Origin of the sequence: Plantibacter sp. H53 (genome assembly GCF_001650455.1) — a bacterium.
GTDB classification, from domain to species: domain Bacteria; phylum Actinomycetota; class Actinomycetes; order Actinomycetales; family Microbacteriaceae; genus Plantibacter; species Plantibacter flavus_A.
Genome location: NZ_LWCT01000049.1, coordinates 12,702 through 25,131 on the forward strand (window position 1 = coordinate 12,702; position 12,430 = coordinate 25,131).

Consider the following 12,430-nt stretch of genomic DNA (forward strand, 5'->3'; position numbering starts at 1 on the left):
CCGCAGCCCCGCACCGTTCCCGAACGATCGACACAGGAGACGACCACCGATGTTCCCACCCCGTTCCACGATCCACGCTTCCAACTCCCCGCACGCCCGCCGCGCACGTCGCCTCATCACCGCGACCGCCGTCCTCGCCGTCGGAGCGCTCGCGCTCTCCGGGTGCGCCGGCGGGTCCTCCGGTGCCACGACGCTCGACAAGGATGCGAAGGTGAAGCTCACCTTCTGGACCGGGCAGGCCGACGCGGCCCAGCAGATCCTCACCGGTCTCGTCGACGACTTCGAGAAGCTGCACCCCAACGTGACCATCGACGTGTCCTCGGGCGCGCCGTCCACGGAGGACCTCCTGCAGAAGCTCTCCGCGAGCTTCGCGGGCGGCAACTACCCCGACGTCTCGTACGCCTTCGGTTCCTGGGCGAGCCGACTCGAGGCGTCCGGCCGCACCCTCGACATCACCGACCAGGTGGCGGAGCCCGACGTGAAGTGGGACGAGTTCTCCGAGGCGGCCCGGAAGACGGTGCAGCCGACCGGCGAGAAGACGATCGGCTTCCCCGCCGTGGTCGACAACATCTCGCTCCTGTACAACACGACCGTGTTCGACGCGGCCGGCGTCGACTACCCCACGGCCGACTGGACCTGGGACGACTTCCGCGAGGCGTCGAAGCAGCTCACCGACCCGTCGACGAACACCTACGGCTACGCGTACTCGGTGTCGGGCAGCGAGGAGACGACCTGGCAGTTCTGGCCGCACCTGTGGCAGAACGGTGGGTCGATCATCTCCGACGACGCCAAGACGGCCGAGTTCGCCTCGGATGCGGGCGTCGACGCACTGACCTTCCTCCGCGACATGGCGGTCGACGACAAGAGCGTCTACCTCGACCAGACCGACACGAAGTTCGGCGACCTGTTCGCCAGCGACCGCATCGGCATGATCACCTCCGGTCCGTGGCAGCTGTCGACGCTGCAGACGAAGGGCACCAAGTACGGCGTCACCGTCCTCCCCGGCACCGACGGCGACCACCAGACCGTCTCCGGGCCCGACGTCTGGGCACTGTTCGACCACAAGGACAAGAACCGCGAGTACTGGGCGTACGAGTTCACGAAGTGGCTCACCGACTCGGAGCAGGACCTCAAGTGGAACGTCGCCTACGGCAACCTCCCGCTGCGGTCGAGCGAGATCGACACCCCCGAGTTCCAGGCGCAGGTGGCTCAGCTGCCCGGCCTCGATGTGATGGCCGAGAACGGCGTGAACGCGAAGCAGGCCCGCCCGACCGTGCCCGGCTACGTCGGCCTGTCGGAGGCCATCGGCAAGGCGATCTCCTCGGTGCTGCAGGGCCAGGGCGACCCGAAGCAAGCACTCGAGGATGCCGCGAAGGCCGCCGACGACGCCCTGGCGGAGGACTGATGTCCACGGTCACAGGACGCGACACGACCCCCAGGACGGAGCCGGAGCGACCCGAACGTCTCCCGGCTCCGTCTCGGCGAGGCAAGAACCGACTTCGCGACAACCTCACCGGGTGGGGCTTCGTCGCCCCGGCGATGCTCATCGTGCTGGGCCTGTCGATCTTCCCCGCGATCTGGGCGTTCTTCCTGTCACTCCAGAAGTGGGACGGGTTCAGCGAGCCGGAGCAGGTCGGACTGGAGAACTACGCCAGCATGATCGGCAACGACGAGCTGCAGGCGGCCGTCGTCCACACGGTCGTCTACACGCTCCTGTTCGTCCCGGCGTCGCTCGGACTCGGACTCTTCCTCGCCGTGGCCCTCAACCGCCGGATCCGCTTCATCGGCGTCTACCGCACGGCGATCTTCGTCCCCTTCGTCGCCTCCGCGGCCGCGACCGGCATCCTCACGACCTACCTCTTCAACCCGCAGTTCGGGCTCCTCAACACCGTGTTCCGGTTCCTCGGACTCCCGGCGCAGGGCTGGCTCGAGGACCAGGGGCAGGCGATGGTCGTCATCACGATCATGTCGCTCTGGGGGCAGGCGGCGTTCACGACCGTCATCTACCTGGCGGCCCTGCAGGACATCCCCTCCGAGCTGCTCGAGGCGGCGCGGATCGACGGCGCGAACGCCTGGCAGTCGTTCTGGCGCATCACCTTCCCGCAGCTCGGGCCGGTCACCGTGTTCGTCGCCATCTGGCAGTTCATCCAGGCGATCCAGCTGTTCGACCTCGTGTACACCACCACGAGAGGCGGCCCGCTCGGCGCCACCCAGACGATCGTGTTCTACCTCTGGGACGCGGCGTTCAAGCAGTTGCAGTTCGGGTACGGTTCCGCGGTCGCCTACGGGCTCTTCGTGGTGACGCTCATCGCCACGATCGGTGTCGTCCTGTACTCCCGCCGCTCCAACGTGGAGGCATTCTGATGACCGTCCTGACCACCCCACCGCGCGGCGACGCCGCCACCGGCAAGCCGTCCGTGACCGCCACGCCCGCTGAACGACGCACCCGTCGGCGCTTCAGCCCCTGGCACCTCGTGCTCGCGCCGATCGCGATCATCTTCGCGATCCCGTTCGTGCAGATGTTCATCACCTCGGTGACGCCGGAGTCGGAGATCAACACCTATCCGCCCCGCATCCTCCCCTCGCACATCACCTTCGACGGGTTCGCGAAGCTCTTCTCCGAGTCGAACATCCTGCTCTGGCTGGGCAACACGGTCATCGTGTCGACGGTCGCGGTCCTGTCCCACCTCGTGCTCTGCTCGCTCGCCGGCTACGGGTTCGCGCGCCTGAAGTTCCGCGGCAAGACGATGGGCTTCCTCATGATCGTCGCGACGATCATGATCCCGACGCAGCTGCTCATGATCCCGACCTACATCCTGTTCTCCCGGATCGGGCTCATCGACAGCCTCGGGGCGGCGATCGTGCCGTGGCTGGCGTCGGCGTTCGGCATCTTCCTCATGCGGCAGTTCTTCCTGTCGCAGCCGGCGGAGCTCGAGGAGGCCGCGCTCATCGACGGCTGCACCCGCCTGCAGGTGTTCTTCCGGGTGATCCTGCCGCTCGCGAAGCCCGCGCTGGCGACGCTCGCGATCTTCACCCTGCTGGGTTCGTGGAACGACCTCGTCTGGCCGCTCATCGCGATCAACAACGACCAGGCCTTCACGCTGCAGCTCGGCATCACGAACTTCCAGGGCGCGCGCCGCACCGACTGGGCGCTCCTCATGGCCGGCAACGTCGTCGCCACGCTCCCGCTGATCGTGTTCTTCCTCTTCGCTCAGAAGCAGTTCGTGGCGACCATGACCTTCTCAGGCCTCAAGGGGTAGGCACCGATCCCGGCGTGGCAGGATCGCCTCCATCGCCGCGAGAGCGCGTCACACGCTGAACCAACTCCGATACCTCGCAACTTCCTCTCATCACCTCGACCCACCCCAGGAGCAACCGTGTCCATCACCACCATCGTCGGTTCGGAAGCCACCGTCCGCGAGATCACCCAGCAGCCCGACGTCTGGCTCGAGGCGTCGACGGGGATCGCAGCCCGACGCGAGGAGATCGACGCGTTCCTCGCACCGCTCCTCGCCCGACCCGAGCTGCGGATCGTCCTGACCGGGGCGGGGACCTCTGCCTTCATCGGCGAGATCGCGGCACCCGCCCTGACCCGGACGCTCCGTCGCCGGATCGACGCCGTCGCGACCACCGACATCGTCTCCAACCCGCAGGAGTCGTTCGCCGAGGACGTCCCGCTGCTCCTCGTGTCGTTCGCGCGCTCCGGCAACAGCCCCGAGAGCGTGGCCGCGACGGAACTCGCCGACCAGCAACTCGCCGAGGTGCACCACCTGGTGATCACGTGCGACGAGACCGGCGAGCTGTACCGACGCCACCACGACCGCGCCTCGTCGCTCACCGTCCTCATGCCCCTGCGGTCGAACGACGAGGGCTTCGCGATGACGTCGAGCTTCAGCTCGATGCTGCTCTCGGTGCTCCTCATCCTCGGCGGCGCGGACGACGCCGCGGTGCAGGCGCTCGCGGCCGGCGCGACGACGATCCTCGACCACCGCGAGGTGGACATCCGCGCGCTCGCCAACGAGGGCTGCGAACGCGTCGTCTACATCGGCAGCGGCCCACTCACCGGTCTGGCCCGGGAGTCGGCGCTCAAGCTGCTCGAGCTGACCGCCGGACGGATCGTCACCTACTACGACTCGGCGCTCGGGTTCCGTCACGGACCGAAGGCGGTCGTCGACGACAGCACGCTCGTCGTCGTCTACCTGTCTTCCGATCCGTACACGCGGCGGTACGACCTCGACATCGTCGCCGAACTGCGCGCGACGCTCTCGCCGGAGCGCGTGATCGCGATCTCCTCCGAGCCCGTCGCCGACGCGACGGTGTACGACTGGGTGCTGCCCGAGCTCGCCGGCCTCGATGACGCGCAGCTCGCGATCGGCTACGTGCTCGTCGCGCAGCTGCTCGGTCTGTCCTACTCGCTGCAGCTCGGTGCGACCCCGGACAACCCGTTCCCGAGCGGCACGGTGAACCGCGTCGTGCAAGGGGTCCGGATCCACGAGTTCGACGGCGTCGACGACGCTCGGAGTGTCGCCGCTCGGCTGCAGGAGCAGTAGTCGTGGCGCGGTACCTCGGCGTCGACGGTGGCGGGTCGAAGACGGCCTTCGTGCTGCTCGACGATGCCGGACGGGTGCTCGCGGAAGCGAGGACGGCCAGCTGCTACTACTTCGACGAGGGGATCGAGCTGGTCGGTCGCATCCTCACCGAGGGTGTCTCGGAGGTGTGCCGGCAGGCGGATGTCACGACCGCCGACATCGATCAGGCCTTCTTCGGCCTTCCCGGGTACGGCGAGGTGAGTTCCGACATCGCCCACCTCGATGCGCTGCCGCGCGACGTGCTCGGTCACGACCGGTTCTCCTGCGACAACGACATGGTGTGCGGCTGGGCCGGATCGCTCGGCGCCGTCGACGGCATCAACGTCATCAGCGGCACGGGCTCGATGACGTACGGCGAGCGCCGTGGCCGGGGGCACCGGGTCGGCGGCTGGAGCGAGCTGTTCGGCGATGAGGGGTCGGCGTACTGGATCGCCGCCCGCGGGCTGAACGCCTTCACGCGGATGAGCGACGGCCGTCTGCCACGCGGTCCGCTCGCCGAGCTGGTGCGGGCGCGGGTCGGGATCACGAGCGACCTCGACGTGATCGACGTCGTCATGAACCGGTGGAAGGGTCAGCGGGGCCGCATCGCGGACCTCGCGAAGACGGTCGTCGCGGCCGCGGACCAGGGTGACGAGGTCGCCGTGCGCATCCTGACCGACGCGAGCGGGGAGCTGGCGGAGATCGTCGAGGCGACGCGCGTGGAGCTCGGTTTCAGCGGCGACGAGGTCGTTCCGGTGTCGTACTCGGGCGGGGTGTTCTCGGCCGAGCCGGTGCGGTCGGGTTTCGAGCAGGCCATCGCGGCGCTGCCCGCCCGGTACGAACTCCGGACCCCGCTGTTCGGTCCGGCGATCGGCGCCGCGCTGTACGCCGCGAAGCGCGCCGGGTCACCGCTCTCGCCCCAGGCGCTCGAGGTGTTGCGCTCCCGGTAGCCCGCTCCTCCACCCGCCGTCGCCTTGGGCCAGCGCGGTGCGCTGACGCGACCGCGGGCCTGACGCGCGAGCGCGGGTCTCCGGAGGGGCGCGCTCACGCGCGCGGGGCGCGGTCACGCCGGTTGTGCAGCGGTCACGCCGGTTGTGCGCGGCCACACCGGGCACGCCACACTCGCGTCAGCGCACCGCGCTGGCGCGAGGATGGGCTACTTGGAAGCTTGACCCTCACGCGGCGTGAGGCTTTAGCGTCGTCACCATGACGATCACGATCCTCGATACCGCCACCGGCATGCGTTCCGTTCTCGACGCACCGGAGGACGAACGACCCGCGCGACTCCGCGCCATGCTCGAGCCCGTCGCCGACATGTACCGGTACTTCCCCGGCGAGGTCGACCTGCTCGCCATGCACTCGATGGGCTCGGGATTCCCGATCGATCGGAGCCGGGATCGGGTCGTCGACGCCCTCGGCCGGCTCGTCGCGGCGGACGCGTGGGGACGGATCTCACGGGCGCTCGACGCGGCGGTCGCCACCCAGCTCGCGGCGGTGCCGACCCTCGTGGTCCCCGACATCGTCGTCCTGCTCGTCCTCGGCGACCCGGACGACACCTACTTCATGGAGTCGATCCGCGGATTCATCGGCAACGGCAGCGCGACCGGGTTCATCTCCCTCATCCTCTGGCCGACGGAGGAGAACCTCGCCCGCCTCGAGGCGGCCGCCGTCCACGAGCTCAACCACAACCTGCGGTACGCGCCGGGCGGGGTGGTGTGGGATCCGGCGACCGTCGTGGTCGGTGAGCAGATGGTGTCGGAGGGGCTCGCGGACGCGTTCGCCCGGCAGATGTACGGACCGTCCGGCTACACGCCGATCGGTGTCGCGCACCTCGACGACGACGCGGTGTTCGACCGGGTCGTCGAGGGTCTCGACGTCAGAGGGATGCAGCACTTCGTCTCGTGGGTGCACGGTGACGAGGCCGCGTTGCGATACGGGGGCGAGCCGGTCGGTCTGCCGATGGGTGCCGGGTATGCAGCGGGCAACCGTCTCGTGGACGCGTATCTTGCGGCGACCGGGTCGACCGCGGCCGAAGCGCTGCACGTCCCGAGCGCGACGATCATCGAGGTGGCACTCCGCGAGCTGGGCTGAGGCGGCTCGCGCTCACTCCCAGACGGCGGTCTCCGGGTCCACGCCGTGGCCGCGTGCGTTCGCGTCGATGACCCGTGAGAGCCACGCGGCGAGGCCGGGTTCGATCCGGTCGTAGGTGTCGGCCATGCCGGGCTCGGTGAGCGCGAGACGACCGATGATCACGTGCATGGACGGCGTGCAGTGGAAGTACTCGCTGAGGGCGGCGCGATGCCGTTCGGCGAGGGTGTTCGCCGTCTCGCTCCCGGCGACGACACCGGCGCGCTTGGCCTCGGCGAGTTCGTCGACCAGGTCGCGCATGGGTCCGACCAGCGCACGCCAGTCGTCCGACGTGCGGGTCGCGGACCGCTCGGCGTACTCGGCCCACTGCGCGGAGTCGCCCCAGCGGGCGCGGGCGGTTTCAGCCATCGTGGGGTTCCAGTCGTCGCCGAACACCGCCTGGCGCTCATCCTCGGGGACGAGCACGCCGACCTCGTCGGCTTCGAGCAGGCGGTCGACGGACCGGGCGACGGCTTCGAGTCGTTCGATGGTGTCGCCGAGTTCGCGCCGACGCTGTGTGAGCTCCGCCCGTCGTTCGGCGGCCGGAGCGCTGAGGAGGGTGGGGATGCGAGCGAGCGGGACACCGAGGTCACGGAGGAGCACGACGCGGCGGAGGCGGGCGATGTCGACGGGCAGGTACGAGCGGTAGCCGCTCTGGTTCCTTCCGGACGGCTGCGCGACGCCGATCTCGTCCCAGTGGTGCAGCGTCCGCACGCTGACGCCGATCTCGGCCGCCGCCCGACCGACGGTCACACCACCCTCGGCCCTCCCGTGCTCGTCCATCCCCCCAGCATCGCACCCGGGTCCGACCTGCGTCCTCTGCCCTCTGCCAGCGCGGTGCGCTGACGCGAATGCACCCGACCCGGCCCGAGCGCGCCCCACACCCGCGAGCGCGCCCCTCCGGAGACCCGCGCCCACGCGCCAGACCCGCGCTCGGCCCCAGCGCACCGCGCTGACACCGGTACCGAACTCGCCAGCGCGGTGCGCCGGCGTGAGTGTGCCCCCTCGGCGCGAGTGTGCATCTCCCGGCTTGAGCGCACCCCACACACGCGAACGCGCCCCTCCGGAGACCCGCGCCCACGCGCCAGACCCGCGCTCACGTCACAGCACCGCTCTGGCACCAGGCCCGACGGGTGACGCGAACGGCCCCGGGAGCTGTGTGCTCCCGGGGCCGTCGAACGTTCAGACGATCAGGCCGCCCGGCGACGCGCACGCATCGCGACGAGGACACCACCGAGGAGGACCAGCAGGACCCCAGCGCCGATCGTGCCGAACGGCAGCTCCGTCCCGGTCGTCGCGAGCGCCCCACCCGACGCCGCACCGTCGACGGTCGTCCCGTCGGCCGCGACGATCCGCACCTCGGTCCAACCGATGAGCGAGCCGTCCGCCGCGTAGACCGCGACCCGGTGGTCGCCCAGCGTCGCGTCGGCGGGGATCGTCGCCAGCAGGTCACCGGCGGCGTTCGTCGTGCCGGTGGCGACCCGCGCCGGCGTCGAGTACAGCCACACCTCGACGGCCGTCGCGGCGAAGCGGTCCTCGAGGCCGACCGTCACGGTCTCGCCCCGCCGCACCGTGTCCGCCAGCGTGATGGCACCACGGTTGGCCTCGGTGAGGCTCGTCCCGGGAAGCGGCGTGATCCCACCGGTCGGCGGCGTCACGGGCGGCGTGGTCGTTCCGGGCAGCGACCCGAGACGCAGGGCCTCGGAAGCGTAGCCGTCGGCGAACCAGTACACGGGACGCTCACCGTCGACCGACAGGGAGGCCGGCGCGGTCGCGAAGCCCTCGTTGTTGAGGTTGGGCAGGCCCGCCGGACGCTCGACCTGAGCGATCCCGGGCTGCTCGGTCCCGTTCAGCGTGATCTGAGCACCGGTGCCCGCGCAGCCGTCGTCGCACACGGCCCACAGCACGCCGAGGGTCGTGTCGTAGTCGAGCGCCATGACCGCCGGGAGGCCCGGGTCGATCGTCGAGATCAGCGTGGCCGAGCCGTCGGCGTTCAGTGCGAACGCGTAGACGTCGCCGGTGTCCTCGACGCCGACGAAGAACAGTCCGTCACCGTGGCCCGCGTAGTCGGCCGGGTCGTACGTCGCCTTCGTGTTGTCGTCGAAGAGCTTGCCGGCGAGGTCGCCGTCGGCCACCCACTCGACGGCCTCGACACCGAGGTTCGCACCGACCGTCGGCAGCAGGGCCGTGAGGTCCCACTCCTGGGAGGCGACGACGTCGGGTCCTGGCGCGTTCGGGTCGACCTTGAGCACGGCGTTGAGGGTCGTGCCCTTCACACTGTTGTCGCGCTCGACACCGACGTAGACGGAACCTGCGCCGTCGACGGTGATGCCCTCGGTGTCGGGGCCGGCAGCGGCGGGGTTCGACGCGTCCTTCTGGAAGCAGGCGCGCTTGCCGCTCTCCCAACCGTCGACGAACGAGACCGAACCGTCGGCGGCGATCGCGAGCTTCCAGAACGAGCCGGTGCCGTTGTCGACAGCCCAGAGGAACGCGCCGTCGGCCGTGACCTGGGTGTCGAGTCCTGAGCTGTCCTCGAGGAACATCGGCGTGGTGTCGAGCACCGTCACGTCGGGCGAACCGGGCCACGGACCGACCGGGATCTCACCGGCGCAGACGTTGGCCGTGCCCTTGGTGGCCTCGGCCGTCGCAGCGAAGGCGCCGGTCGCGTCGGGGCAGCGTCCCCAGGTGTTCGCCGGGTGGCCCTCGCCCCAGGTGGTCGCGTCGAGCAGTGCGTCGCCCTCGAACAGGCGAACCGTGTCGCCGCCGCCGAGACCGAAGCCGAGGGCTGCGCGCTCGATGACGAGGTAGCCGCCGGCCGCGATGCTCGTGCCGGTGGGGATGGCGTAGGCGTGGGTGTCGTCGTCGTCCTTCACGACGATGCCGGAGACGTCGAGCGCCGCGGTCGTCGGGTTGACGAGCTCGATCCAGTCGTCGGGCGATCCGCCGTCGGACTCGACCTCGTTGATGCGCACCGGGTTACCGCAGGCGTTGCGCAGGCCCTTGGTGGAGACGGCCGTGTCGACGAACTCCCCCGTGCCGTCCGGGCAGCGCGCGAAGACGCCGTCCGCGTGAGCCGCGTAGCTGTACTCGGCGACCGTCGCGCCGGCGGCATTCCGCACGGTGGTGGTGTCGCCGTTGCCGAGCCCGAACGCGAAGTTCACGTTCTGGTCGAAGACGAAGTACGCGCCGGGCTCGAGGATCGTGCCCGCGGGCAGCGGGGTCGTGTCGGCGGCGTGGCCCACCGGGTCGTTGTCCATGAGCGTCCAGCCGGAGATGTCCAGCGCGGTCGCCTCGAGGTTGACGATCTCGACCCAGTCGGTCGCGTCGTTGTTCGATTCGACCTCGTTGATCGCGACGTTCGGGAGGACGCAGTCGTTCGCGGCACCCTTGGTGATGCGTGCGAGCACGAACGGGCCTTCACCGTCGGGGCAGCGGGCGAGCGTCGCGGCGATGAAGTCACCGTCGATGGCCGCGTGGCCGCTCCACGTTCCCGAGCGGTCGATGAGGGTGCCGGTCGCGTCGAACAGGCGGATCTCGTCGGCGCTCCCGATGCCGATCGGGTCACGGAACGCGCCCTGCGTCTCGGTGCCGCCGACCAGGCCGATCGTCGCCTCATCGACCACGAGGAACTCGCCGGGGGCGATCGACGTGCCGGGCAGGAACTGCCAGCGGTGATCGTCGGAGTTGTCGCGGATCTCGTAACGCGAGATGTCGAGGGCCGTCGTGCCGGGGTTGAAGAACTCGACCCAGTCGGACGGCTGGGAGTCGATCTCGTTGATGCGGATCGCACCGTCGGTCTCCGGGACCTCGGGTGCGGTGAAGACGTTCGCGGCGCCCTTCGTCGACTCGGTGGTCTCGGCCCAGCCGGCGCGGTCGGCGGTGACGCCGTAGGTGACCGGCGCGTGTGCGGTCCACGAGTATTCGTCGGCGATCGCGGCGGTCGGATCGAACAGCCGGACCGAGTCGTCCTTGCCGAGACCGAAGCCGAACTGCGTGTCGTCGATGACGAGGAACGCGCCGGGCTCGACGACCGTGCCGGCCGGGAAGGCGTAGGGCTTGTCGTCCTTGTTGTCCTTCACGACCCAACCATCGAGCGTGACGGCGGTCGTCGCGGTGTTGGTGAACTCGATCCAGTCACCGGGGACGCCGTCGGAGGACTCGATCTCGTTGATCTGGAGCCCCGGCGCTGGGGCGGCGATGGCGGCGGCTGGCGTCGCGATGAGGGCGGTCGCACCGATGGCGCACGCGGCGGTCATCGTCAACACGCGGTTGAGGCGGGGCATGGGTCTCCAGGGCACGAAGGGACGGGGATCGTGTCCCATCCCATCGGCGCGGGGTGGCCGGGTGGAGGAGCTGCGGTGACCGGCAGGTGAACGACAGGTGGCTTCCCAGGCGGGACGTGCCACGATCCAGCAGATCTGACGCAGCGACCAGGACTACGCTCACCCCATGACCGACGACGCGACCACCGACACCGCTCCACGCGCAGACCTCACCGGCTGGGTGCGGACCCCGTTCACCGGCGGCGGCGTCACGCACGACCGCTTCGAGAAGGGGTCCGGGCCGGGTGTCGTCCTCATCCCCGAGCTGCCCGGACTCACGCCCGAGGTCCTGGGGCTCGCAGAGCATCTCGTCGCGGAGGGCTTCACCGTCGCGATCCCATCGCCGTTCGGAACCCCTGGCCACGAAGGGACCATCGGCTACACGCTTGCCAGCGTCAGCAAGGTCTGCGTCTCCGCCGAGTTCAAGGCGTTCGCGACCGGCGCCCACCGGCCCGTCGCCGACCACGTCCGGGCACTGGCCGCCGACCTTGCGGCCCGCACGCCTGGTCCTGGCGTCGGCGTCATCGGCATGTGCTTCACCGGCGGTTTCGCGCTCGCGGCGGCCGTCGACGAGCACGTCCTCGCCTCCTCCGTCATGAGCCAACCGTCCACGCCGTTCCCCGTGAGCCGCGCCCGCCGCGTCGACCCTGGGATGTCCGCCGCCGAGTTCGACGCCGTCGCAGCCCGTGCGGCTCAGGGCTCGGTCTGCGCACTCGGCCTCCGCTTCAGCGAGGATCGAGCCGTCCCACGAGAGCGCTTCGCCACCATCGCGGCCAAGCTCGGCGACGCGTTCGAGGTCATCGAACTCGACTCCTCCCCCGGCAACACCGCCGGCTTCGCGAAGACCGCCCACTCGGTCCTCACCGGCGAGGTCCGCGAGCGCGACGGCCACCCGGCGTTCGAAGCCCGCAAGCGCGTGGTCGCCTTCCTCCACGAACGACTCGCGACACCGACCACGTCGGCCTGACCTTCCCAGCCGTCCGACACGCTGCGATCATCGACTCCATGACCTCGACCCGACACGACCGCGCGACACCGAACCTGCCGTCCCGCAGCTTCGACGCGACGGAGACGTTCTACTCGGCGCTCGGGTTCGAGCGCACGTTCCGAGACGAGGGCTGGCTGATCCTCGTCCGCGGTGGTCTGCAGCTCGAGTTCTTCCCGGCACCCGACCTCGACCCGGCGTCGAGCAGCTTCATGTGCTGCCTGCGCGTGGCCGACGTCGACGAGCTCTACGACGCCATCCAACGATCGGGAGTCGTCGAGGCGACCGTCGGGGCGCCTCGCCTGCACCCGGTCCGGATGCAGGATTGGGGACTCCGCGCCGGATTCCTCATCGACCCCGACGGCACGCAACTCACCCTCATCGAGCAGCGCGGCTGATCGGCGACGGCACGACGTCCGCCGATTGCC

Annotated in this window: 10 protein-coding genes; 8 read left to right on the forward strand and 2 right to left on the reverse strand. The window is 70.0% G+C overall.

Going from position 1 to position 12,430, the window contains the following annotated elements; genetic code table 11:
* Positions 1 to 49 precede the first annotated feature (49 nt).
* From A4X17_RS16545 to A4X17_RS16570, 6 genes are all read left to right on the forward strand, one after another.
* On the forward strand, positions 50 to 1,405 hold the full coding sequence (locus A4X17_RS16545) for an ABC transporter substrate-binding protein (RefSeq protein ID WP_082916241.1): 1,356 nt from the start codon (positions 50 to 52) through the stop codon (positions 1,403 to 1,405).
* Positions 1,405 to 2,364 carry a carbohydrate ABC transporter permease gene (locus A4X17_RS16550; protein WP_064296759.1) on the forward strand — a complete coding sequence of 320 codons (960 nt, stop codon included), beginning with the start codon at positions 1,405 to 1,407 and terminating at the stop codon, positions 2,362 to 2,364. Before A4X17_RS16545 ends, A4X17_RS16550 begins: the two co-directional genes overlap by 1 nt.
* Entirely contained in the window at positions 2,364 to 3,260 is an 897-nt protein-coding gene (locus A4X17_RS16555) for a carbohydrate ABC transporter permease (RefSeq protein WP_064296760.1), read from the forward strand. The genes A4X17_RS16550 and A4X17_RS16555 overlap by 1 nt, the downstream gene beginning before the upstream one ends.
* Positions 3,261 to 3,377: 117 nt before the next feature.
* Positions 3,378 to 4,550 carry an SIS domain-containing protein gene (locus tag A4X17_RS16560; RefSeq protein ID WP_064296761.1) on the forward strand — a complete coding sequence of 391 codons (1,173 nt, stop codon included), beginning with the start codon at positions 3,378 to 3,380 and terminating at the stop codon, positions 4,548 to 4,550.
* Between the two features lie 2 nt (positions 4,551 to 4,552).
* Positions 4,553 to 5,518 carry an N-acetylglucosamine kinase gene (locus A4X17_RS16565; RefSeq protein WP_064296762.1) on the forward strand — a complete coding sequence of 322 codons (966 nt, stop codon included), beginning with the start codon at positions 4,553 to 4,555 and terminating at the stop codon, positions 5,516 to 5,518.
* A 256-nt stretch (positions 5,519 to 5,774) separates the two neighbouring features.
* Positions 5,775 to 6,659, forward strand: a complete 885-nt coding sequence (locus tag A4X17_RS16570; protein ID WP_064296763.1) for a DUF2268 domain-containing protein — start codon at positions 5,775 to 5,777, stop codon at positions 6,657 to 6,659.
* Positions 6,660 to 6,671: 12 nt separating this feature from the next.
* Here the strand turns inward: A4X17_RS16570 and A4X17_RS16575 are convergent, their stop codons facing one another.
* Together A4X17_RS16575 and A4X17_RS16580 are read right to left on the reverse strand one after the other, a co-directional pair.
* Positions 6,672 to 7,478, reverse strand: a complete 807-nt coding sequence (locus tag A4X17_RS16575) for a MerR family transcriptional regulator (protein WP_064296764.1) — start codon at positions 7,476 to 7,478, stop codon at positions 6,672 to 6,674.
* 407 nt (positions 7,479 to 7,885) lie between these two features.
* Positions 7,886 to 10,978, reverse strand: a complete 3,093-nt coding sequence (locus A4X17_RS16580; RefSeq protein WP_064296765.1) for a lamin tail domain-containing protein — start codon at positions 10,976 to 10,978, stop codon at positions 7,886 to 7,888.
* Positions 10,979 to 11,144: 166 nt separating this feature from the next.
* Here A4X17_RS16580 and A4X17_RS16585 point away from each other — a divergent pair, with 166 nt between their 5' ends.
* Positions 11,145 to 11,984 carry a dienelactone hydrolase family protein gene (locus tag A4X17_RS16585; protein ID WP_064296766.1) on the forward strand — a complete coding sequence of 280 codons (840 nt, stop codon included), beginning with the start codon at positions 11,145 to 11,147 and terminating at the stop codon, positions 11,982 to 11,984.
* A gap of 38 nt (positions 11,985 to 12,022) precedes the next feature.
* The gene (locus A4X17_RS16590; RefSeq protein ID WP_064296767.1) at positions 12,023 to 12,400 is read left to right on the forward strand and encodes a bleomycin resistance protein; all 378 of its coding nucleotides are present in this window, start codon (positions 12,023 to 12,025) and stop codon (positions 12,398 to 12,400) included.
* The last annotated feature ends 30 nt before the right edge of the window (positions 12,401 to 12,430 follow it).

Bases quoted from the DNA above. Each gene is read 5' to 3' on its own strand.
- A4X17_RS16545 (WP_082916241.1), top strand. From the start codon at position 50: ATGTTCCCACCCCGTTCCACGATCCACGCTTCCAACTCCCCGCACGCC.
- A4X17_RS16550 (WP_064296759.1), top strand. From the start codon at position 1,405: ATGTCCACGGTCACAGGACGCGACACGACCCCCAGGACGGAGCCGGAG.
- A4X17_RS16555 (WP_064296760.1), top strand. From the start codon at position 2,364: ATGACCGTCCTGACCACCCCACCGCGCGGCGACGCCGCCACCGGCAAG.
- A4X17_RS16570 (WP_064296763.1), top strand. From the start codon at position 5,775: ATGACGATCACGATCCTCGATACCGCCACCGGCATGCGTTCCGTTCTC.
- A4X17_RS16575 (WP_064296764.1), bottom strand. From the start codon at position 7,478: ATGGACGAGCACGGGAGGGCCGAGGGTGGTGTGACCGTCGGTCGGGCG.
- A4X17_RS16580 (WP_064296765.1), bottom strand. From the start codon at position 10,978: ATGCCCCGCCTCAACCGCGTGTTGACGATGACCGCCGCGTGCGCCATC.
- A4X17_RS16585 (WP_064296766.1), top strand. From the start codon at position 11,145: ATGACCGACGACGCGACCACCGACACCGCTCCACGCGCAGACCTCACC.
- A4X17_RS16590 (WP_064296767.1), top strand. From the start codon at position 12,023: ATGACCTCGACCCGACACGACCGCGCGACACCGAACCTGCCGTCCCGC.